The sequence below is a fragment of the Roseomonas sp. AR75 genome, from assembly GCF_005222815.1.
Classification (GTDB): domain Bacteria; phylum Pseudomonadota; class Alphaproteobacteria; order Acetobacterales; family Acetobacteraceae; genus Falsiroseomonas.
In genome coordinates this window covers 1,324,100-1,344,822 of the sequence record NZ_STGB01000001.1, presented here as the reverse complement: position 1 = coordinate 1,344,822, position 20,723 = coordinate 1,324,100, and the positions used below count along the sequence as shown (strand labels likewise).

Annotated in this window: 22 protein-coding genes; 14 read left to right on the top strand and 8 right to left on the bottom strand. The window is 71.2% G+C overall.

All coding sequences use genetic code 11. From position 1 onward, the window contains the following. Positions 1-57 precede the first annotated feature (57 nt). The 8 genes from E4T13_RS06350 to E4T13_RS06315 all read right to left on the bottom strand — a co-directional run bounded on the left by E4T13_RS06350 (position 58) and on the right by E4T13_RS06315 (position 6,611). Positions 58-1,227, bottom strand: a complete 1,170-nt coding sequence (locus E4T13_RS06350) for an epoxyalkane--coenzyme M transferase (RefSeq protein ID WP_137177350.1) — start codon at positions 1,225-1,227, stop codon at positions 58-60. A gap of 25 nt (positions 1,228-1,252) precedes the next feature. Next, the gene (locus tag E4T13_RS06345; RefSeq protein WP_240791004.1) at positions 1,253-2,068 is read right to left on the bottom strand and encodes an ABC transporter permease; all 816 of its coding nucleotides are present in this window, start codon (positions 2,066-2,068) and stop codon (positions 1,253-1,255) included. Further along, positions 2,068-3,006: an ABC transporter permease gene (locus E4T13_RS06340; protein WP_240791003.1), complete on the bottom strand. Its 939-nt coding sequence runs from the start codon at positions 3,004-3,006 to the stop codon at positions 2,068-2,070. Before E4T13_RS06340 ends, E4T13_RS06345 begins: the two co-directional genes overlap by 1 nt. Further along, positions 3,003-4,673 (bottom strand): peptide ABC transporter substrate-binding protein, encoded by a 1,671-nt coding sequence (locus E4T13_RS06335; RefSeq protein WP_137177348.1) that lies wholly within the window; start codon positions 4,671-4,673, stop codon positions 3,003-3,005. Before E4T13_RS06335 ends, E4T13_RS06340 begins: the two co-directional genes overlap by 4 nt. Further along, positions 4,670-5,239 carry a hypothetical protein gene (locus E4T13_RS06330; protein ID WP_137177347.1) on the bottom strand — a complete coding sequence of 190 codons (570 nt, stop codon included), beginning with the start codon at positions 5,237-5,239 and terminating at the stop codon, positions 4,670-4,672. Before E4T13_RS06330 ends, E4T13_RS06335 begins: the two co-directional genes overlap by 4 nt. Before the next feature lie 68 nt (positions 5,240-5,307). Further along, positions 5,308-5,598 carry a type II toxin-antitoxin system RelE/ParE family toxin gene (locus E4T13_RS06325; protein WP_137177346.1) on the bottom strand — a complete coding sequence of 97 codons (291 nt, stop codon included), beginning with the start codon at positions 5,596-5,598 and terminating at the stop codon, positions 5,308-5,310. Then, complete coding sequence (locus tag E4T13_RS06320; RefSeq protein WP_137177345.1) at positions 5,595-5,879, bottom strand: ribbon-helix-helix protein, CopG family; 285 nt, start codon at positions 5,877-5,879, stop codon at positions 5,595-5,597. The genes E4T13_RS06325 and E4T13_RS06320 overlap by 4 nt, the downstream gene beginning before the upstream one ends. 9 nt (positions 5,880-5,888) lie before the next feature. After that, positions 5,889-6,611, bottom strand: a complete 723-nt coding sequence (locus E4T13_RS06315) for an orotate phosphoribosyltransferase (RefSeq protein WP_137177344.1) — start codon at positions 6,609-6,611, stop codon at positions 5,889-5,891. 70 nt (positions 6,612-6,681) lie between these two features. Here E4T13_RS06315 and E4T13_RS06310 point away from each other — a divergent pair, with 70 nt between their 5' ends. The 14 genes from E4T13_RS06310 to E4T13_RS06245 all read left to right on the top strand — a co-directional run bounded on the left by E4T13_RS06310 (position 6,682) and on the right by E4T13_RS06245 (position 20,718). Further along, complete coding sequence (locus tag E4T13_RS06310; protein WP_137177343.1) at positions 6,682-7,620, top strand: mitochondrial fission ELM1 family protein; 939 nt, start codon at positions 6,682-6,684, stop codon at positions 7,618-7,620. 35 nt (positions 7,621-7,655) lie between these two features. After that, positions 7,656-8,510, top strand: coding sequence for a sulfite oxidase heme-binding subunit YedZ (locus tag E4T13_RS06305; protein WP_137177342.1), 855 nt, complete (start codon positions 7,656-7,658; stop codon positions 8,508-8,510). Then, entirely contained in the window at positions 8,507-9,013 is a 507-nt protein-coding gene (locus E4T13_RS06300) for a thermonuclease family protein (protein WP_137177341.1), read from the top strand. Before E4T13_RS06305 ends, E4T13_RS06300 begins: the two co-directional genes overlap by 4 nt. A 337-nt stretch (positions 9,014-9,350) precedes the next feature. Beyond that, positions 9,351-11,876, top strand: a complete 2,526-nt coding sequence (locus tag E4T13_RS06295) for an ATP-binding protein (RefSeq protein WP_137177340.1) — start codon at positions 9,351-9,353, stop codon at positions 11,874-11,876. Positions 11,877-12,046: 170 nt separating this feature from the next. After that, complete coding sequence (locus E4T13_RS06290) at positions 12,047-13,123, top strand: tartrate dehydrogenase (protein ID WP_137177339.1); 1,077 nt, start codon at positions 12,047-12,049, stop codon at positions 13,121-13,123. 165 nt (positions 13,124-13,288) lie between these two features. Further along, entirely contained in the window at positions 13,289-13,528 is a 240-nt protein-coding gene (locus E4T13_RS06285; RefSeq protein ID WP_137177338.1) for a hypothetical protein, read from the top strand. Positions 13,529-13,719: 191 nt separating this feature from the next. Next, on the top strand, positions 13,720-14,514 hold the full coding sequence (locus E4T13_RS06280) for an IclR family transcriptional regulator C-terminal domain-containing protein (RefSeq protein WP_170984834.1): 795 nt from the start codon (positions 13,720-13,722) through the stop codon (positions 14,512-14,514). A gap of 120 nt (positions 14,515-14,634) precedes the next feature. Continuing rightward, positions 14,635-15,456, top strand: a complete 822-nt coding sequence (locus E4T13_RS06275) for a 3-keto-5-aminohexanoate cleavage protein (RefSeq protein WP_137177336.1) — start codon at positions 14,635-14,637, stop codon at positions 15,454-15,456. A 19-nt stretch (positions 15,457-15,475) separates the two neighbouring features. After that, positions 15,476-15,883: a carboxymuconolactone decarboxylase family protein gene (locus E4T13_RS06270; RefSeq protein WP_206030081.1), complete on the top strand. Its 408-nt coding sequence runs from the start codon at positions 15,476-15,478 to the stop codon at positions 15,881-15,883. Between the two features lie 31 nt (positions 15,884-15,914). Next, entirely contained in the window at positions 15,915-16,775 is an 861-nt protein-coding gene (locus E4T13_RS06265; protein WP_137177335.1) for a MaoC family dehydratase N-terminal domain-containing protein, read from the top strand. Positions 16,776-16,790: 15 nt separating this feature from the next. Further along, complete coding sequence (locus tag E4T13_RS06260; protein WP_137177334.1) at positions 16,791-17,771, top strand: tripartite tricarboxylate transporter substrate binding protein; 981 nt, start codon at positions 16,791-16,793, stop codon at positions 17,769-17,771. A 4-nt stretch (positions 17,772-17,775) separates the two neighbouring features. Next, positions 17,776-18,663, top strand: coding sequence for a CoA ester lyase (locus E4T13_RS06255; RefSeq protein WP_137177333.1), 888 nt, complete (start codon positions 17,776-17,778; stop codon positions 18,661-18,663). Next, positions 18,660-19,649 (top strand): tripartite tricarboxylate transporter substrate binding protein, encoded by a 990-nt coding sequence (locus E4T13_RS06250; protein WP_206030080.1) that lies wholly within the window; start codon positions 18,660-18,662, stop codon positions 19,647-19,649. The genes E4T13_RS06255 and E4T13_RS06250 overlap by 4 nt, the downstream gene beginning before the upstream one ends. Positions 19,650-19,662: 13 nt before the next feature. Then, entirely contained in the window at positions 19,663-20,718 is a 1,056-nt protein-coding gene (locus E4T13_RS06245; RefSeq protein ID WP_240791002.1) for an esterase, read from the top strand. The last annotated feature ends 5 nt before the right edge of the window (positions 20,719-20,723 follow it).

The window sequence follows — 20,723 nt, the reverse complement described above, 5'->3', positions numbered from 1 at the left end:
CCGGCTTCGGTCTCGGTCTCGGCTTCTGGCGCAGCGTGCAGAGCCAGCACATGGCGCTCAGCCCAACAGCCGGTCGGAAGCGATGCGCGCGCCTTCGGCAAGGCTGCGCAGCTTCGCCCAGACCACGTCGGGCGCGACGCGCCCGCGCCCGGCCGAGGTATCGAAGCCGCAATCGGTGCCGGCCATCAGCCGCGACGGATCGCCGAGGCTTTGCGCGATGCGTTCCAGCCGTTCCGCCACGACCTCGGGGTGTTCGACGAAGTTGGTGGTGGTGTCGATCACGCCGGCGACCAGCACCTGGTCGTCCGCCAGGGGGGCGTCGCGGAAGATGCGGTGTTCATGCGCGTGGCGTGGATTGGCGAAGGGCAGCACGAAGCCGCCGACGCGCGCCTGGCGGATCACCGGCCAGATCTCGGCGAAGGGGACGTCGTGGTCATGCGGCGCCTCGTAGTTGCCCCAGCACACATGCATGCGGATGCGCTGCTTCGGCAGGTCCGCGATGACGGTGTTGATCGCGGCGACGACGCCCTCGCAGAAGCCGAGGAAGTCGGAGAGTGGGCGATCCTGCCAGGCGCCGTGGCGTTCCAGCGCGAGATCGGGACAGTCGATCTGCAGCGTGAAGCCGGCATCCAGGATGGCGGCGTATTCGTGCCGCAGCGCGGCGGCGAGCGCCGCCAGATAGGCTGCGTCGCTGTCGTAGTGGCGGTTCTGCACGATGGCGGCGACGATGCCGGGGGAGGGTGCGGCCATGAAGGCCGCCCCGTCCGCCGCGCCCGCGGCGGCGAGCGCGTTGCGGAACTCCGCGCATTCCGCACGCATCGCGTCGGCGCCGACGTAATCCACCGGCGCGATCGCGGCGGGCAGGTTGCTGGTGACGCTCGCGGCCTCACGATTGGCAAGGCCAGCCTGCATCTCCGCCTTGAATTCGGGATAGGCCTCGATATCGGCGAAGCCGCCGCGGGCGGAAGCGCCCCCGAGGCCTGTCAGCCGGTCGCGCAGGTAGAGCACGAAGGATTCGCGGCCCTGCTCGCCGTCATTGGGGATGTCGATGCCGGCCGCGAGCTGCTTCGGCACGATGGCCTGGACCGCGGCGCGGGAGGCGGCGGCGAGCTCCGCCGCATCCACCGCTTCGCCGCGTGCACGCCTGGCGTGCAGGCGGGTGAGCGCACGGGGGCGGGGCAGGCTGCCCGTATGGGTGGTGCGGATCCTGTCCTCGCCTTGCGGCATGGCGTCGCTCCCGGTTGAGGAAGCTTTACCGCCGCAGGCCGTCCGCGACCAGGGTGCAGCCGGCGACCGCCGCCAGGATGGCGAGCCCCGGCCACACCGCTGCCCAGGGCGCGCTGAACACCAGGTCCTGCGCGTTGGACAGCATGTTGCCCCAGCTTGCCATGGGCGGCGCGATGCCGAGGCCGAGGAAGGAGAGCGTGCTCTCCGCCAGGATGGCGCCGGCGACCGCGAGCGCCGTGGCGACCGCGATGGGGCCGGCGATGTTCGGCACGACGTGGCGCAGCAGGATGCGCGTCTCCCCGGCGCCGAGCGCGCGCGCGGCGCGGACATAGTCGCGCGCGAGAACGGAGAGCGCGGCGGCGCGCGCGAGCCGTGCGACGCCCACCCAGCCGAAGATCGTCAGGATCGCGACGATGCGGATGATATCGGAGAGCGGCTCCCCGCGCGGCAGACCGATGCGGCCGGTATCCGCGGCGGCAAGCACCACCAGCACGGGCAGCGCGGGCAGGGCGAGCATGCCATCGGCAAGGCGCATCAGCACCGCATCCAGCGCGCCGCCGCGCCAGGCCGCGAGCAGCCCGATGCCGGTGCCGAGAAACGCCGCCGCGAGGGCGGTCGCGAGCCCCACGGCAAGCGAGACGCGCGCGCCGTAGAGCAGGCGCAGCAGCAGGTCGCGTCCAAGCTCGTCGGTGCCGAGCGGATGCTCGGGCGAGGCCGGGTTGTGGCGGCTGAAGAGGTCGGGTGCGAAGGGATCATGGCCGAGCCAGTCCTGCACCAGCGGCGCGCCGAGCGCGCCGAGGACGAGAAGGAGCAGCAGCGCGACGCCGAGGATCAGGCGCATCAGGCGTCGCGCAGCCGCGGGTCCAGCGCGCGCTGCGCAAGATCCGCCACCAGCGTCGCCAGCATCGTCACCAGCGCGACCAGCAGCAGCGCGACCAGTGCCAGGTTGGTGTCGTTGCCCATCACCGCGTCGTAGATCAGCTTGCCCATGCCGGGGCGGGCGAACAGCGTCTCCGTTATCAGCGCGCCGCCGACCAGCGCGCCGGCATCGAGTGCCGCCACCTGCAGGATCGGCACCGCGGCATTGGGAAAGGCGTGGCGCAGCAGCACGCGCGCTTCCCCGTTGCCGCGCGCACGTGCCGCCGTGATCCAGGGTTCGCGCAGCGTGAGGCTGACCGCGGCCGCGGAATGGCGCGCATAGGCAGCGAGGTTGGCGATGGCGAGGGTGGCCACCGGCAGCACCAGGAAGCGCAGCGCATCCAGCCCTCCCGTCTCGCTGCTGCCGCCGGCCGGCAGCCAGCCGAGCGTCACCGCGAACAGGATGATCAGCAGGATGCCGAGCCAGAAGGACGGTGCCGACTGGCCGAGTATCGCGACCGCATCCACCGCCGGGGCCAGCCTCGGGCGCGCCGCCGCCAGCAGGCCGAGCGCGATGCCGACACCGCCCGCCACCGCCAGCGCCGCGCCCAGCAGGACCAGCGTGGAGGCCAGCGCCGGCAGGATCACCTGCGCCACGGGCTGCGCGAAAAGCCGCGAATGACCGAAGCGGCCTTCCAGCAATCCTCCCGCCCAGGCGGCGTAGCGGGCGAGCAGCGGCTGGTCCAATCCGTGCAGCGCGCGAAGCCGTGCCGCATCCTCCGCGGTCAGCCGCGGATCGCCGGCGATGGCGAGGTCGATCGGATCGCCCGGCATCAGCCCGATCAGCAGGAACATGGCGAAGGAGAGAATCGCCATGGTCACCGCGATCTGCACCAGACGTGATGCGAGCAGGCGGATCACCGCACCGCCCAGTCCGTCACCCAGAGCGAGGACGGCGCCAGATGGCCGGTCGGGCGCACGCCCTCCAGCCAGCGCGGCCAGACATGCGCATCGGCGCGAAACCACAGTGGAATCGCCGGAAGCTCCTCGGCGTAGATGGCCTGCAGGCGCTGCCACAGCGCCCGGCGCTTCTCGCGGTCCAGTTCGATCGGGATGGCCTGCAGCAGCGCGTCCATCTCGGCATTGCGGAAGCCGGTGTAGTTCTGGCCGGACCAGTTGCGCTCGGCGGTCGGGATCTCGTCGGAATGCAGCGTGGTGCGCGGCACGCTTTCCGGCGCGCTGATCCAGGCGAACATGACGGCGCCGGTGAAGCGGCGCTTCGACAGTGTCTCGCCGAACAGCACGCGCGGCGGCTCGTTGCGGATCCGCGCCTCGATGCCGGCCTGGCGCCACATGCCCTGGATGACCTGCTGCACGGCCTCGCGGGAGCGGTTGCCGGCGGTGGTCATCAGCTCGATGGTCAGGCGCTCGCCGGCGGCGTTGCGGCGGATGCCATCCTGGCCAGGACGCCAGCCGGCTTCCTCGAGCAGCGCGCGGGCGCGGGCGGGGTCGTAGGGCCATTGCCGGATGGACTGGTCGTACACCCAGTCGAGCGGATTGACGTTGCCATGCGCGAGAGTCTGCCGCCCGTCGAACAGGCGCTGCACGATCTGCGCGCGGTCGGTGGCCAGGATCAGCGCCTGCCGCACGCGCCGGTCGGCGAGCAGCGGCGTGTCGTGGTTGACGTCGAGATGCTCGTAGATCAGGCCGGGCTTGTAGCCGATGCGGAAGCGGTTGCCGACGCGGCGTTCCAGCGCCACCGCCTGGTCCAGCGGCAGGCCGAGCTCGCCCGCGATCATGTCGAGCTGCCCGGCGAGGAGCTGCGCTTCGAGCGCGGTGGTGTTCTCCACCGTGCGGATCGCGATGCGGCGGAAGGCGGGGGCGGGGCCGGCCCAGCTGTCATTGCGTTCCAGCGTGATGCCTGCGCCGGGCTGCACCTGCACGATGCGATAGGGGCCGTTCCAGAGCGCGGGATTGGTCGGCTCCGTCTCGTACGCGCTGCGGCTGCGATAGGTGCGCGGGTCCTGTTCCCAGCGTGCGCGCTCGACATGCGCGGGCAGGGGCTGCCAGTCGCCGGCGGAGGCGTATTCGAAGGTGACGCGATCGAAGCGCAGCGTGATGGTGCGCGCATCGACCACGATGGCTTCGTACGCGGTGCGGTAGAACTCGCTGCCGCCGAACCCGGTGGAGAAATCGCGCCCGGCCTGCCAAGCGAAGAGCAGGTCCTCGGAAGAGACGAGCCGGCCATCGCCCCAGCGCAGATCCTCGCGGAGGCGCCAGGTGACGCGGATGCCGGGCTTGCCATCCGGCGTGGTCTCCCGTTGCGCCAGGCCGTTGTCGAGCGACGGCAGCGTCTCGCAGCCCATGCAGGTCAACGCCCAGTCCTGGTCGTAGGTGGTGAGCGGGCGGCGCGTGAAGCCGAGCACGTAGGATTTCGCCGCCATGCTCTCGATGTTGGGGTGCAGCGTTGCGGGATACTGTGTGATGCCGATGGCGAGCTGGTCGCGGGTGGTTTGCGCGAGGGCGGCTGTCGCCGTCAGCAGACAGGCAACGGCGACTGCGAGCGCGTGCGACAAGGCCGTCTTCATGGTTCGATCCCTGCAACAAGAACCCGTTTGGCATCACGCACGAGCATTACTCCGAAGCCTGGTGCCGTGGCCGCAGCGCGCTGGATGCTCTGCAGGGCGTGGGCGTCGCTGACGAACAGCCTGGCGTTCGTCTGATCGTAAGCGAGTATGCAACGCACGGCCTGGTCGGGTTCATTGCGCCAGAAATTCGGCTCGCTCTTGCGCCTCACCGCAAGACGAATTGCCTCGTCAAAGGCGCGTTCTGGCGCATCGCCTAGCCACGCTTCACCGTCCGGACTTGGCAGCGCCAAAACACCTTCTTGGTCATCGGTTCGCGCCTGCCACTGCTGATACTCCTGCTCGCCCGCGTCCGTATGCTCGATAGCCCAGGTCCTGCCGTTTCCACGAGGCTCAAGGACGAAGTCGGGCGCTTCCTGACGGATGAGTGTTGCGGGAAAAAGGTGGGGATGGGTCGTGCCGAGCCAACGCAGCGCGCGGATGATGCAGTGGCCCTCGCGATGTTCCTTCTTGCGACCCTTGGTCCTCCCCGGAACCGGAAAATCCACGCTGTCGAGGAACGCGGGCAACTCGGACGCCCGCGGCAGTGCCGTGCGCGCGTCCGTTGGCCAGAAGGTCGCTGCCCGCGGTCTTGTCATCACGCCCGATCGGCCAGGCCGCCGTCCTGTCGCGCACCATGCCACACGCGAAGGATGACGATCATCTCGTCGTGCTGGCGATACATCAGCACGAACGGTGTCCGCGGCACGCGCAGGCGTCGCCTTCCATCCTCGTCCTCGCGGCCAAGGCCGGGGAAGTCCAGAAGGCGCTGCGCCGCTCGTTCAATCAGCCTCCGCTGCCGGCGCGCCGCGTCGGGGTTGTCGGCACTGATATAGGCCACTGCCTCCGCCAGATCGCGGCGTGCCGCCAGGGCGAAGACAAGTCTCACCCGCCGCGCCGCTGCCGGGCCCGGGCGATGATCGCATCAAGCTCGGCAAAGACCTCTTCGGCCGGCACCACGCGTCCGGCGGCGGCATCCGCCTCGCCCTCAGCCATCCACCTCTCGTAGGCGGCGCGGTCTGCACGGAATGCTTCGAAGTCCGCGTCTGCTGCGACGAAGGCACGCGCCGCCTCGACCAGCATGGCCTCGCGCGTGGATTGCCGCTCCGCCGCGGCGCGGGTCAGGGCTTCCGCCACCTCGTCCGGCAACTCCACGCTGATCCGCACCATCGCCGCCTCCTACTCCGCCGCGTCTTTCGGCTTCGCCTCCGCCAGCGATCCGATCCCGCCATGCGCCTTGGACCAGCCGACCGGGTCCTCCAGGAACTTGCGCACGGCGCTCAGCGCGCCTTCGGAGAAATAGGGACGCTCCCGGCACACCTCCAGCACGTCCCACCAGGTGCAGAGGTGATGCAGGTTCAGGCCCATCGCCTTCATCTGCTCGAAGCTGCCGGGAAAGACGCCGTAGTAGAACACAACGAAGGTGTGGTCGCAGATCGCGCCCGCCTCGCGCAGCGCATTGGCGAAACGGATCTTGGAAGCGCCGTCGGTGGTCAGGTCCTCCACCAGCAGCGTCTGCTTGCCCACCGGCACCTCGCCCTCGATCTGCGCGTTGCGGCCGAACCCCTTCGGCTTCTTCCGCACATAGGCCATGGGCGCCATCATGCGGTCGGCGATCCAGGCGCCGAAGGGAATGCCGGCGGTCTCGCCGCCGACCACCGCCTCGATCGTCTCGAAGCCGATGTGCCTGCCGATCTTCTCCACGCCGAGGTCGCAGATGCGGTTGCGCGCCCGGGGGAAGGAGATGATCTTGCGGCAGTCGATATAGACCGGGCTCTTCCAGCCCGAGGTGAAGGTGTAGGGCTCCTCCGGCCGGAAATTCACCGCCTTGATCTCCAGCAGGATGCGCGCGGTGGTCAGGGCGGCGTCGCGGTCCCAGTCGGAGGCGTGGGTGACGGCCATCGGGCGAGGTTCCTGTCGGTGAAGGGCGGCGATTGAAGGCTTCTGGTAACGCCGGCCGGGCGGCACGTCCATGACGGTTGCGCCCGCCCCGGTCTGGGTGCTGGCCGATCCCCGCGCGGGCACCGCCGCCCAGGCGCTGGGCGTCGCGGAGCGGCTGGGGTTCGCGTTCCGTCAACTCGACCTCGCCTGGGGGCCGCTGGCGCGCCTGCCCCTGCCGTGGCCGAGCCTCGCCGGGCTGGCACCGGCGGCGCGCGCGGGGTTCGCGCCGTCCTGGCCGCGGCTGGCGATCTCGGCCGGAAGGCGTTCCGGGCCCGTCGCGCGCTGGCTCGGGCGGCGCGGGGTGCGCACGGTGCATTGCATGCGCACCTGGCCGGAGGAGGGGATCGATCTGCTGGTGATCGGGCGGCACGACCATCCCAGGGAGCAGGCGAACATCCTGCCGATCCTCGGCGCCGCGCATCGCGTCTCGCCGGAGCGGCTGGCCGCGGCGCGGATGGAATGGGCAGCGCTGCAGGCGCTGCCTTCGCCGCGGGTCGCGCTGCTCGTCGGCGGTCCCGTGCGCGGGGAGGGGATGGCGCCCGCGGCGGCCAGCCGCCTCGGGGATCGCGTCGCGGGCTTCGCGGGCAGCGTGCTCGCCACGGCCAGTCGCCGCACCGGCGCCGCGGCGACCGAGGCGCTCGGCGCGGCGCTGTCCGCCGTGCCGCATCGGTTGCATCGCTGGGGCGGGCAGGGGCCGAACCCGCTGCTCGGCTTCATGGCCTGGGCGGATGCGCTGGTGGTGACCGGGGATTCCGTGTCGATGCTGTCCGAGGCGCTGATCACCGCGGCGCCGATCTTCGTCGCGGCGCAGGGCGACGAGGGCCGTCGCCATCGCGCGCTGCACGAAAGCCTCTATGCCGCCGGCCAGGCGCGGCCGCTGGCCGAGGCGCCGGCGCCCTTCGATCGGCGGCCGCTGGATGAGACCGGGCGCGTCGCCGCCGCCATCCTCGCACGCGGCTGGCTCGGGTGAGCGAAACCATCCCCGCGCGGCGGCGAAGCAGGGGCATGACCGCGCGCGCCATCCCCGCCCCCTCCCGCTTCGCCTGGCCGTGGCTGGACCGGGGAGGCCGGGTCTCCGCGCTTCGCATCGCCGTGCTGGTCGCGCTGACCAGCCCCGCCCTGGTGCTGCTGGCGCTTCTCGCCGGCGGCGATCTCGGGCCGGAGCCCTGGAAGCAGGCGACGCGGGAAGCCGGCAGCCATGCGGCGCATATCCTGCTGATCAGCCTGGCCGTCACGCCGCTGCGCTGGGTTGCCGGCTGGCCGAAGGCGGCGACGCTGCGCCGCATGGTGGGGCTGGCGGCGCTCGCCTACGCCCTGCTGCACCTTGCGCTCTATGCCGGCCACCTGGCGTGGGACCTGTGGGCGGTGGCGAAGGAGATCGCGCTGCGGGTCTATCTGACGCTGGGCTTCGTCGTGCTGCTCGGCCTCTGCGTGCTCGGATGGACGTCCACCGACCGGGCGCAGGCAAGGCTCGGGCGGCGATGGAAGCGGCTGCATCGCTGGGTCTATGCGCTGTCCGCCGCGGCGGTGCTGCATGCCTTCCTGCAATCCCGGGCGCGCGCGGATTCGGCGGTTGTGCTGGCGGGCTGCTGGATCTGGCTCATGCTCTGGCGCTTGCTGCCGGGGGAGCATCGGGCGCGTCCGCTGGCGCTCGCGGGGCTGGCGGTGGCGGCAGCCGTGGCGACGGCGGTGGTCGAGTTCGTCTGGTATGGCGCGGCGACGAACCTGCCGGCCGCGCGCATCCTGGCCGCCAATCTGGATCTCGCGGCAGGGCTGCGGCCAGCGCAGGGCATCCTGCTGGCCGGCCTTGCGGTCGCGCTGCTGCCCCTGCCGCGTCTCCTGCGACCGGCCCGCGCGTGAGGCGCCGGCGTCGGCTGGTCCTGGTGCTCGTCCTGGCGCTGCTCGCCGGCGCCGCGGCGCTGGTCGGGCTCGATGGCCCGCCGGGCTCCCGGCGCGCGGACCTCGTCGGCCGTGTCCGCGTCGTGGACGCCGACACGCTGGAGATCGCAGGGCAGCGCATCCGGCTCGATGCCGCCGACGCGCCGGAACTGCGGCAGGACTGCGAGCGTGGCGGCGTCACCTGGCCCTGCGGGCGCGACGCGGCGGAGGCGCTGCGGCAGTTCATCGGCGGGCGCGAGCTGCGCTGCGAGCCGCGCGGCCGTGACCGCTTTGGCCGCATCCTCGCCCTCTGCCGGGCCGGCACGGAGGACATCGCGGCCTGGTTGGTGAGCGAGGGGCTTGCCGTCGCCTATACTCGGTATTCCTGGCGCTACCTGCCGCAGGAGGCGGTCGCCCGGTGGCATCGACGCGGCGTGTGGGGTGGCCGGTTCGAGACTCCGGAGGAGTGGCGCCGGCGCAACTGATACATCGCCCGGTTGTGGCGCGATGAAGTGCAGAACTTCCAGTTGGAGATCGCCGCATACTTATCACGAATCCTTGAAGATTGTGCTTGGCAGGACGGGCGCGCGGCGGCATTTTTCAATTTGCTCAACTCCTAATGCATAAATCTTGCAGAGTTGAGGGTTGCGGTCTTGTCGTCTCTGGGGAGGCTCATTGCAAAAGCGGGAGGCCGCAACGGATGCGCACCGGGTCGGCTCCTCGGCTGGCCGTAGCGGCGCCCTGCGTGCAGGACGCGCGCCAGGGTCCAGTACGCAGGGTCCGGCCAGCCGCTGGGCGACCCTGTTCCTGATCTTCTGCTGCGTGCTGCCCATCCTGCTGATGGCGGTCAGCGCCTGGCAGAGCTGGCGGGATATCCGGCAACGCGCCGAAGTGGAGGTGGAGCGCTCGGCGCTCGCCGTCGCGCAATACGGTGAGCGGGTGCTCAGCCTGCGCGCCATGGCCGCGGCGCGCGTCGCCGACGCCCTGCGCGGCCTCGCCGAGACGGAGATCCGTGCGCGGCAGGCTGACCTGCAGGCGCGTCTGCAGGCGATCCTCGAAGAACTGGCATGGGCCGAAGGGGCCTATGTGCTGAACCGTGACGGCGTCGTGCTGCTCACGGTGCGCGGCCCGTCCATGGGCAGGAACGGCGCGGCTACCCCGCATCATCGCATCCTCCAGGCGCAGGCCGTGGGCGGCAGTCCCCGCTTCCATGTCAGCGGCGTCCATGCGGACGAGCCTGGCGCGGCGTTCCACTTCGCGGTGAGCCTTCGCCTGGACGATCCAGTGGGCGAGCCGACGCGGGACGGCTTCGCGGCCGTGGTGTATCTCCCGATCCTGCTGGACAGCCTGATGCCTCAGCTGGCGGCCCTGGTTGCCGACAACGACGACACCGTGGGGCTGGTACGCAGCGATGGCGAGGTGCTGGCGCGCAACAGCGGCTTCGTGCCGCCCGCGCGCGTTGCCGATGCGGTGTCCGCGGCGATCGGGGCGGAGCCACCGGCTGCCATGCGCATCGCCGTCCGGGCGGAGATGGGCGGGAGACACTATCTGGCCGCGCTCTACCGCATCGAAGGCTGGCCGGTCTACGGTACGGCGGCGCGGCCGATGCGCGCTGTCGTCGAGCAGTGGCTCCAGGCCGTCGCTCGTCAGCTGCTGATCGGCGTGCCTGCCAGCCTGCTGCTGCTCGGCATGGCCTTTGCGGTGCGGCAGGCCAACGCCCGCCTTGCCGGCGCCAACCAGGATCTCGAGCAGCGGGTGGCGGCGCGCACCGGCGATCTTGCCGAGAGCCGGCAGCGCCTGATCCGCGCACTGCGCGCCGGGCGGGTGATCGCCCTGGAATACGACGCCGGTTCCGGTCGCGTGTTCCGCTCCCCCAATGCGGCGGAGATCCTGGGTCTGCCGGCCGTGGCCGCGTGCGAGCACTCGCCGGCCGCCCTGCTCGCCGGGCTCGACCCGCGCGACCGCCGGCGCGTCCTGACGGCGCTGGTCGCCCTGACCCCGGAGCGGCCGGACTTCGCGCTGCGCGTGCGCCACCCGCGGCCGGACGGCAGCGCCGTCTGCCTGCAGGTGCAGGGATCGGCGAAGTTCGGTGCGAATGGCCGACTGCATTCGGTGTCGAGCCTGGCACATGACCTGACCGCCGAGGCGGAGGCCGAGGCAGGGCGACGCAAGGCCGAATTGCGGCTCCGCGCCGCGACCGAGGGCGCCGGCCTCGGCATCTACGAGATCGACTTCGAGCGGGGCCTTGCCTGGTTCGATGCGCGGGCGGCGGAGGTGCTCGGCAGCGGGTTTCCTGCCGACACCTGGGTCAGCCTTGCCGGGCCCGAATGGGCTGCGCTGGAAGCCTCGATCCACCCCGATGACCGCGCTGCCTTCTCCGCCGCCTGGGACGCCGTGGCCTCCGGTGGTGCCGAAGGCTGGGCGGAGGAGACGAGGCTGCGCCGTCCCGATGGCGGCTGGCGATGGGACTGGTGCCACGGCAGCGTCGCCGAACGCGATCCCGCGACCGGCCGGCCGCTGCGCCTGATCGGCATGTTGCAGGACATCACGGAGCGGCGGCAGCTGGAAGCCGAGTTGCGGCAGGCGCAGAAGCTGGAGGCGCTCGGCAGCCTGGCCGGCGGCATCGCGCATGATTTCAACAACGTGCTGCAGGCGGTTGCCGGCGCGGCCAGCCTGATCCAGCGCGATGCCGGGAACGTCGCCGCCATCCACCGCCGCAGCGCGATGCTGACGGACGCGGTGAAGCGCGGGGCCTCCATCACCGGCCGGCTGCTGGCCTTCGCGCGGCGCAACGAGCCCCGCGCCGTGCCGCTCGACGCCGCGGAACTGCTGCAGGGGCTGAAGGAGGTGCTGGCTGCGGCCCTCGGCAGCCGGATCACGATCCGGGTGGAGGCGGCGCCGGGGTTGCCGCCGCTGCTTGCGGAGCCGCAGCAGTTGCAGACGGCGCTGATCAACCTGGCCACGAATGCGCGCGACGCCATGCCGGGTGGCGGCATTCTGACCCTGGCGGCCGCAGCCGAGCGGATCGACGAGGGATCGGACAGCGAAGCGAAGGCGCTGGGCCCCGGCGCCTATCTGCGGATAACGGTGGGCGACACGGGCGAGGGCATGGACGCCGCGACGCTGGCCCGCGCGACCGAGCAATTCTTCACCACCAAGCCGGCCGGGGTCGGCACCGGGCTCGGCCTGTCGATGGCCAAGGCGTTCGCGCGGCAGTCCGGCGGCGGCTTCGCGATCGCGAGTGCGCCCGGCCAGGGCACCACCGTCACGCTCTGGCTGCCGCAGGCCGCGACGTCGACCGGTGCCGCTGCACCGTGCTGCGCAAGCCAGCCGGCGCCCGCAACGTGATTGCGCGGCTGCGGGTGATGCGGCGCTCCGCCGCGCCGGTCGGCTGACCCGGCGCGCCGGCGCCCCCTTGCCGCGGGCGCGATCGCCCGGCAGCTTCCGCGCCCCGATCCAGCCGGCCGGCCCTTCGCCGACCCGGCCCGGCCGGGCGCCGAGGCAAGGAGGACGCCGGCATGGCCGGAGCGAGGAAACACCGTATCGCGGTCATTCCCGGTGACGGGATCGGCAAGGAGACGGTGCCGGAAGGCCTGCGCGTGCTCGATGCCGCCGCACGCCGCTTCGGCTTCGAGCTCGACCTCGCCCATTACGACTGGTCCTGCGAGACCTACGCCCAGACCGGCAAGATGATGCCGGATGACGGGCTGGACCGGCTGCGGGAGAGCGACTCGATTTTCCTGGGCGCGGTGGGCTGGCCCGGCGTGCCCGACCACGTCTCCCTCTGGGGCCTGCTGATCCCGATCCGGCGCGGCTTTGACCAGTATGTGAACCTGCGCCCCTGCAAGCTGATGCCGGGCGCGCGCACGCCGCTGGCAAACCGCACGCCGGCGGAGATCGACTTCTACGTGGTGCGCGAGAACACCGAGGGCGAATACAGCAGCAGCGGCGGGCGCATGTTCGCGGGGACGGAGCGCGAGTTCGTCACGCAGGATTCGGTCTTCACCCGTGTCGGCGTGGACCGCGTGCTGCGATATGCCTTCGAACTGGCGATGACGCGGCCGCGGAGGAAGCTGACCTCCGCCACCAAGTCGAACGGCATCACTTTCACCATGCCCTATTGGGACGAGCGTTTCGCCGAGATGGCGAAGTCCTATCCGCAGGTGACGACCGACCAGTTCCACATCGACATCCTCTGCGCCCATTTCGTGCAGCATCCGGACTGGTTCGACGTGGTGGTGGGATCGAACCTGTTCGGCGACATCCTGTCCGACCTCGGCCCGGCGGTGGCGGGCTCGATCGGCATCGCGCCCAGCGCCAACATCAACCCGGAGAAGGCGCATCCTTCGATGTTCGAGCCGGTGCATGGCTCGGCGCCGGATATCGCGGGCAAGTGGATCTGCAATCCGATCGGGCAGATCTGGTCGGGCGCCATGATGCTGGAGCATCTCGGCGAGAAGGCGGCCGCGGACGCGATCGTGAAGGCGATCGAGGATCTGCTGGCCGAAGGCGGCCCGCGCACCCGCGACATGGGCGGCAATGCCGGGACGGTGGATGTCGGCAAGGCGCTGGCCGAGGCGGTCGCGCGCGGGTGACCGGCGGTGGCGCGCCTGGGCCGGCAGAAACCGGCCCGGCCGCCCCAATCGGCACTTGAACCGCCGGGCTGGCGCGTCGTATAAACAGGCATTCAATTGAGAACGGTTCTCAATTGCGGTTGGCGATCCGCCGACGGGGTCGAGGACGTGTTTCGGGGAGGTCCGATGGGCCAGGACTTCAGCCACATCGCCCGGCGGTGCGAACGAGCGGTCGTGACCGCGTATCGTGAACTGCGCGACAGCGGCCGCGGCGACATGTCCGCCTTCACCAGCTGCACCACGCTGTATCGGATCCATCACCCGGAATCCTCCGTGACCGAGGCGCGTCGCCTGGTGGCGGAGTGGATCGACCACCACGTGATCCGCGGCGAGACCTCGCCGACCGACGGCTGCGCCTGCGATTGACGCGGCCGCGCGCCTGGCGCCCCCGATCGGCACGCTGACAGCGCCGCCCGCGCCGGCCTTCGTGTCGCCGCCTCCCGCGAAGCGTCGCACCCGCTCGACAGCGGCCGGAACGGGCGGGATGCTCGGGCATGAGCAGTCGCCAATCCGCCTTCCCCAGCCGGTCGACGAGCGAAGTCCGCGCAGACCAGCCGATGAGCGCGAAGGCGGATCGTGACTTCGTCGCGGCGCTGGCCCGCGGCCTTTCCGTCATCCAGGTCTTCGGCCGCGACCATGCCGAGCTGACGCTGAGCGAGGTGGCGCTGCGCGCGGGTCTCAGCCCGGCCACGGCACGTCGCTGCCTCTGGACGCTGGAGCGGCTCGGCTATGTCGGGCAGAGCGGCAAGCGGTTCTTCCTGCGTCCGAAGATCCTCTCCCTGGGATCGAGCTGGCTCGATGCGGGCCGGGTGGAGGAGGTGATCCTGCCGCTGCTGCGCGAGGTCGTGGCGGAAGCGGGGGACAGCAGCTCGGTAGCCATCCTGGATGGCGACGACGTGCTCTATGTCGCGAACTTCTCGGCCAAGCGCCTGGTGCGCCTGACAGCCGGGGTCGGCGCGCGGTTCCCCGCCTATGCAGTCTCGATGGGGCGCGTGCTGCTCGCCGCGCTGCCGGAGCAGGCCCTCGAGACCTATCTCGCGCGGCTCGATCCGGTCCGGCTGACTCCGCAGACCGTCACGGACAAGGCAGCGCTGCGCGACATCATCGAAGCGGTGCGGCGCGACGGCGTCGTCGCGGTGAAGGACGAGCTGGAGGAGGGGCTCGGCGCGGTGGCGGTGCCGGTGCGCGGCACGGATGGGCGCGTGCTGGCGGCGGTGAACTGCTCGGCCTTCTCACCGCGCCTCACCGTCGAGGAGATCGTGGCCGCGCGGCGCGACGTGCTGGAGCGCAAGGCGGCCGAGATCGGGCAGGCGATCTCGCGCGTGCCGGCGCTGCTGCATTCGCTGAAGTGACGGGGCGCGCGCGGACCTCGCGTTGACAGCCGGGCAGTTCCAGCCCTAGCGTTTTCGCTGCGCGCAAGAATTTTCGCACAGCGAAAAGTTATCGGCAAGCGCGGCCGATCGGGAAGGTCCATGTCGCGTCCGGCCATCATCACCGTTGCCATCACCGGTTCCGTGCCGCGCAAGAAGGACACGCCGGCGGTGCCCGTGGTGCCCGCCGAGCAGATCGAGTCCACGCACGAAGCCTTCGAGGCCGGCGCGTCGCTGGTGCATATCCACGTCCGCAACGCCGACGAGTCGCCGAGCTCGAACCCGGACCTGTTTGCTGCCGTGCAGGACGGCGTGCGCCGGCATTGCCCCGGCATGATCATCCAGTTCTCCACCGGCGGCCGCGGGCGCACGCGCGCCGAGCGGAGCCTCGCGCTGGATCACAGGCCGGACATGGCTTCCTTCACCACCGGCTCCTGCAATTTCGGCGATTTCATCTTCGAGAACCCGCCGGAGTTCATCGAGGAACTCGCCGGCACGATGCAGGCCTTCGCGATCAAGCCGGAGATCGAGGTGTTCGACGTCTCCATGCTCTACGCCGCGGTGCGGCTGATGGAGCGCGGGCTGATCGCACGGCCGCTGCACGTGCAGTTCGTCATGGGCGTGGCGCTGCCGGTGCGGCGCGGGCTGCTGGATTTCCTGGTGGCGGAGCTGACACAGCTTGCCCCGGATGCGAGCTGGGGCGCGATCGGCCTCGGCCGCCACCAGCTCGACGTGAATCGCTGGTGCCTGGAGATGGGCGGCCATGTCCGCACCGGGCTCGAGGACAACATCCGCTTCGACCGCGACCGCCTGGCGCGCAGCAACGCCGAGCTTGTGGCGCGGGTCGCCGGACTCTGCGACGACTACGGCCGACATCCCGCCAGCACGGCGGAAGCGCGGCAGATCCTGCAACTGCCGGCCTGAGCATCGGGAGGAAACGGGCGTGACGGACAAGCTCTACGAGGACGGCATGGCCGTGCGCCGCAAGGTGCTGGGCAACGCTCATGTCGACCGCGCGGTGGCCAACACCAAGCCGTACAACCGGGAGTTCCAGGACTTCATCACCCGCTTCGGCTGGGGCGAGATCTGGACGCGGCCGCATTTCGACCACCGCATGCGCCGCATTCTCGTGCTCGGCACGATGATGGCGCTGGGGCGGTGGGAGGAGTTCCGCATGCATCTGCGCGCGGCGCTGGCCGACGGTTTCTCGATGCAGGACGTCACGGAGCTGTTCCTCCAGCAGTCCATCTATTGCGGCTTCCCCGTGACCAACACCGCGTACCACAATCTTGCCGACATCATCGCGGAGCTGAAGGCGCAGGGCGTCGCCATCAACGGGCTGGAGGAGTGAGCAGGGCAGGGGCCTAGGGAACGAGGCGAGGATGCAGGCCGCGGCGGAGCCCGACCTGGACGCGCTGCGCGCCTGGATCGGCCGGCAGGAAGTCGTCGAGGATGCGCTGCCGGCCTTCCCGGCGGCGGCGCTGACCGCGACGCTCGACAAGGCCGGCCCGCCGGGCATCGGCGCGGCGCTGCCGCCGCTCTGGCACTGGATCCATTTCCTGAACCTGCATCGCTGGTCGGAGCTTGCGGAAGACGGGCACGGCAAGCGCGGCGGCTTCGTGCCGCCGTTGCCGTTGCCGCGCCGCATGTTCGCCGGTGCGCGCATCGCCTTCCATCGGCCGCTGCGCATCGGCGAGCCCGCGCGCCGCGTCTCCACCATCCGCGACCTCGTGCTGAAGACAGGGCGCACCGGGCGGCTCGCCTTCCTGCGCATCGACAATGAATTCATCGGCCCGCAGGGCACGGCGCTGGTGGAGGAGCAGGACATCGTCTACCGCGAGGCTCCGCGCGACGGCATGGCGGAAGCGCCATCGCCCGTGCCGGTGCGGCGCGCGGACTGGTCGCGCCGCGTCGTCGCCGACATCGCGCTGCTGTTCCGCTATTCCGCGCTGATCTTCAACGCGCATCGCATCCACTACGACGAGCCCTACGCGACCGGTCGCGACTCCTATCGCGGGCTGGTGGTGCATGGGCAGCTCGTCGCCACGATGCTGGCGGAGCTGGTGCGCGAGAACCTGCCCATGGCGCAGATGACGCGCTTCCACTTCCGCGCCTTGCACCCGCTCTTCGTCGGCGAGCCATTCACCCTGAACGGCGTGCGCGAGGGCAGCGGCGTCGCGCTCTGGGCGCAGGACGGGATGGGCGCGGTGGCCATGGAGGCCGGCGCCGAACTGTCGGTCTGAGAGGGGAGGAACGGCATGAGCAAGACAACACGGCGCGGCGCGATCGGACTGGCCTCGGCTGCCCTGCTCGCCAGGCCCGCAGGCGCGCAGCCGCTGCGCTTTCCGGAGCGTCCCGTCACCATCGTCGTGCCCGGGGCGCCCGGCGGCGGCGGCGACTTCACGGCGCGGCTTCTGGCGGAGGGGCTGACGCCGGCGCTCGGGCAGACGGTGCTGGTGGAGAACCGCGCCGGGGCGGCGGGCAACATCGCCGCGACCGCGGTCGCCCGCGCCGCGCCGGATGGCTACACGCTGCTGCTTGCCTATTCGGGTTCGCATGTCGCGAACCCCGCCCTGTTCCGCAACCTGGCCTGGGATCCGATCCGCAGCTTCGCACCGGTGGCGCTGGTGCTGAAGGCGCCGCATGTCATCGTCGTGCGCAAGGACCTGCCGGCGCGGACGCTTGCGGAGCTGATCGCCTATGCCAAGGCCAATCCGGGCAAGCTGAACTACGCGTCCTCTGGCGTCGGCACGATCCAGCATATCGGCGGCGAGCAGCTTGCGCGCCAGGTCGGCGCGCCGATGGTGCATGTTCCCTATCGTGGCGCCGGCCCGGCAATGAACGACATCGTCGCCGGCACGATGGACATGATCATCACCACGCCGCCCGCCGTGGTCGGGCTGGTGCAGCAGGGCGCGGTCCGCGCGCTGGCCATCACCAGCCCGCAGCGCCATCCCATGCTGCCGGACGTGCCGACCACGGCGGAGGCCGGGCTGCCGGGCTTTGAGCTGGAAGCCTGGTTCGGCATCTATGCGCCGGCCGGCACGCCGGCACCCGTCGTGGCCAGGCTGTCTGATGCCATTCGCAGCGTGGTGCAGACCGAGGGCTTCCGGCGCCGCGCGCTGGACAGCGGGACCCATGTCGCCTTCATGAACCCCGAGGAACTTGCCGCCTTCACCCGCACGGAGCTCGCCTTCTGGTCCGAGGTGATCGAACGCCTCGGCATCAAGCTGGAATAGCGGGATGACGACGGAACCTCGCGACCGGCGCCGCCGCAGCGCGCTCTACATGCCCGCGTCCAACGCCCGTGCGCTGCGCAAGGCGCGGGAGCTGGAGGCGGATGCCGTGATCCTCGATCTGGAGGATTCGGTCGCGCCGGCCGCGAAGGAGGCGGCGCGCGCGATGGCCTGCGAAGCCGTGCGCGAAGGCGGCTTCGGTCGGCGCGAGGTGGTGCTGCGCGTCAATGCGCCCGGCACGCCCTGGGCCGAAGCCGACCGCGCAGCGGCCATCGCCGCCGCGCCCGACGCCATCCTGGTCCCCAAGGTGCAGGGGCCCGACGATGTGCTGCCGATTGCGCGCGCGCTGGACGAAGCGGGCGCGGCGCACACCACGATCTGGGCGATGATCGAGACGCCGCGTGCGGTGCTGGAGGCGCTTGCCATCGTGGACGCCGTTCGCCGACAGACGCCGCGCCTCGCCGTTCTCGTGATGGGCCTGAACGACCTGTCCCGGGAAACCGGCATGCGGTTGCAGCGCGGCCGTGCGGGCATGCTGCCCTGGATCGCGACGGTGCTGGCCGCGGCGCGCGCGAACGGGCTCGACCTGCTCGACGGCGTCTGCAACGCCATCGGCGACGAGGCTGCGCTGCGCGAGGAATGCGAGCAGGCGCGCGACCTCGGGCTGGACGGCAAGACGCTGATCCACCCCGGCCAGATCGGCATCTGCAACGCGGCTTTCTCGCCTGCGCCTGAGGAGATCGCCTGGGCGCGGGGCGTGGAGGCCGCCTTCGCGGATCCTGCGAACAGCGCCGCGGGCGTCATCCAACTCGACGGCCAGATGGTGGAACGCCTGCATCTGGACATGGCGCAGCGCATCCTGCGACGGGCGCCGGACGGAGGAGACATGCCATGAGCATCCCGCGACGGGCGCTGGCGCGCCCGATCGGCCTCGGCCTCATGCTGCCGTGGCTGTGGCCGCGCGCGGTGGGCGCGCAGGAGGCCTGGCCGTCGCGGCCGATCCGCATCGTGCTGCCCTATACGCCCGGCGGCGGGACGGACGGGCTGGCGCGGACGCTGGCGAGCTTCATGCAAGGCAGGCTGAACCAGTCAGTGGTGGTGGAGAACCGCCCCGGCGCCGGCGGGAACCTGGCCACGGAGTTCGTCGCGAATGCGCGGCCGGACGGCTACACGCTGCTGATCGGCAACCAGGGGCCGATGACGGTCAATCCCACGCTGTTCCGCGGCACGATGCCGGTGGACCCGGCCGAGGCCTTGGTGCCGATCGCGATGGTGGCGGAGACGCAGCTTGTTGTGGTCGCCGGCCCCGGAAGTCGCGCCACGACGCTGCAGGGGCTTATCGACGAGGCGCGGCAGGCGAATGGCCGCATGACCTACGCGACGCCCAGCATCGGGGCGGCCGGTCACCTCGCCATGGCGTTGCTGCTGCAGCGCGCCGGCGTCACCGCGACGAGCGTTCCCTACCGCGGCGCGGCGCCGGCGCTGAACGACGTCGCCGCCGGCCATGTCGCGGTCACCGCCAGCACGCTGCCCTCGGTGCTCGGGCTGATCGAGGGCAACAAGCTGCGCGCCCTTGCCGTCACGGGCGACCGCCGGGCGGCGCAACTGCCGAACGTGCCGACCGTGGCGGAGACGCTGCCGGGCTATCGCGTGACGGCATGGTATGGCCTGCTTGCGCCGCGCGGCACGCCGGCGCCGATCCTCGGGCAGCTCGCGCAGGCGGTGGATGCCGCGCTGTCGTCGCCGGAGATGCTCCAGCGGCTGCGCGCGGACGGCACCGACCCCTACCCGATGGATGCGGCCGCCTTCGCGGCCTTCATGCGCGAGGAGCGCACACGCTGGGCGGAGGTGATCCGCGCGGCCAATATCGTGGCGGAATGAGGAGGAAGGACGCATGACGGATCCGGTTCGAGCCAGGCGCCAGCGGGCGCGCTGGCCGCTTGTCGCGGCAATGCTCTGCGGCATGGGCGTGCAGGGTGCCGCGGCGCAGGAGGCGCCGCTGACGCTGCAGGGCTTCGGCTCCTTCCATGTCGGCGGGCGCCTCGTGGAACTCTCCGGCCAGCCGATCCGCGAATACCTGCCGACCGTCGGTGGCTCGCCGGTGCGGATCGACCCGAATGGCCGCTACGTCGTCGGGCAGATGTACGCGCAGTACATGATCCCCGCGCAGCAGCGCGGCACGGCGCCGCTGATGCTGTGGCACGGCGCCTATCTCACCGGGAAGACCTATGAGACGACGCCCGATGGCCGCGCCGGTTGGGACAACTTCTTCATCCGCCGCGGCTGGGCGACCTATGTCACCGATGCCGCGGAGCGCGGGCGCAGCAGCAGCGCGATGGTGCCGCAGATCTGGCAGCCGCCGCTCTACGTGCCGATGCACGATCCCTGGGAACGCTGGCGCGTCGGCGCGGGCCCCGGTTCCTATGCGCGGCTGGAGACCCGCCCCGGCCAGCAATTCCCGACCGACGAGGCGAGCTACCTGAACTTCATGCGCGGCACCGTCGCGCGCTTCCTCGGAACCGACGACGACGCGATCGCCAGCTACATCGCATTGCTGGAACGCGTGGGGCCGAGTGTGGTGATCGCGCACAGCCAGGGCGGCGCGTTCGCGTGGCAGGTGGCGCAGCGCCGCCCCGACCTGTTCCGCGCGCTGCTGCTGATCGAGCCCGCAGGCACCGGCCAGATGGCGCAGGCGGCCGCGCTGAAGGACATCCCACAGATGTTCCTCTACGGCGACTTCGTGGATGTGGATCCTCGCTGGGGCACCATCCGCAACAATGCGCGCCGCTTCGCCGCGGCGATCCGCGAGGCCGGCGGCAGCGTGGACGAGGTGGACCTGCCCGCCATGGGCATCCGCGGCAACAGCCACATGGTCATGATGGACCGCAACAGCGACCAGGTTGCGCAGGTGCTGCAGGACTGGATGGCCTCGAAGGGGTTCTGGCGCTGAGCGAC

Coding starts and splice junctions, on each gene's coding strand:
- E4T13_RS06350 (WP_137177350.1), bottom strand. CDS start 1,227: ATGCCGCAAGGCGAGGACAGGATCCGCACCACCCATACGGGCAGCCTG.
- E4T13_RS06345 (WP_240791004.1), bottom strand. CDS start 2,068: ATGCGCCTGATCCTCGGCGTCGCGCTGCTGCTCCTTCTCGTCCTCGGC.
- E4T13_RS06335 (WP_137177348.1), bottom strand. CDS start 4,673: ATGAAGACGGCCTTGTCGCACGCGCTCGCAGTCGCCGTTGCCTGTCTG.
- E4T13_RS06320 (WP_137177345.1), bottom strand. CDS start 5,879: ATGGTGCGGATCAGCGTGGAGTTGCCGGACGAGGTGGCGGAAGCCCTG.
- E4T13_RS06315 (WP_137177344.1), bottom strand. CDS start 6,611: ATGGCCGTCACCCACGCCTCCGACTGGGACCGCGACGCCGCCCTGACC.
- E4T13_RS06310 (WP_137177343.1), top strand. CDS start 6,682: ATGACGGTTGCGCCCGCCCCGGTCTGGGTGCTGGCCGATCCCCGCGCG.
- E4T13_RS06305 (WP_137177342.1), top strand. CDS start 7,656: ATGACCGCGCGCGCCATCCCCGCCCCCTCCCGCTTCGCCTGGCCGTGG.
- E4T13_RS06290 (WP_137177339.1), top strand. CDS start 12,047: ATGGCCGGAGCGAGGAAACACCGTATCGCGGTCATTCCCGGTGACGGG.
- E4T13_RS06285 (WP_137177338.1), top strand. CDS start 13,289: ATGGGCCAGGACTTCAGCCACATCGCCCGGCGGTGCGAACGAGCGGTC.
- E4T13_RS06280 (WP_170984834.1), top strand. CDS start 13,720: ATGAGCGCGAAGGCGGATCGTGACTTCGTCGCGGCGCTGGCCCGCGGC.
- E4T13_RS06275 (WP_137177336.1), top strand. CDS start 14,635: ATGTCGCGTCCGGCCATCATCACCGTTGCCATCACCGGTTCCGTGCCG.
- E4T13_RS06265 (WP_137177335.1), top strand. CDS start 15,915: ATGCAGGCCGCGGCGGAGCCCGACCTGGACGCGCTGCGCGCCTGGATC.
- E4T13_RS06260 (WP_137177334.1), top strand. CDS start 16,791: ATGAGCAAGACAACACGGCGCGGCGCGATCGGACTGGCCTCGGCTGCC.
- E4T13_RS06255 (WP_137177333.1), top strand. CDS start 17,776: ATGACGACGGAACCTCGCGACCGGCGCCGCCGCAGCGCGCTCTACATG.
- E4T13_RS06250 (WP_206030080.1), top strand. CDS start 18,660: ATGAGCATCCCGCGACGGGCGCTGGCGCGCCCGATCGGCCTCGGCCTC.
- E4T13_RS06245 (WP_240791002.1), top strand. CDS start 19,663: ATGACGGATCCGGTTCGAGCCAGGCGCCAGCGGGCGCGCTGGCCGCTT.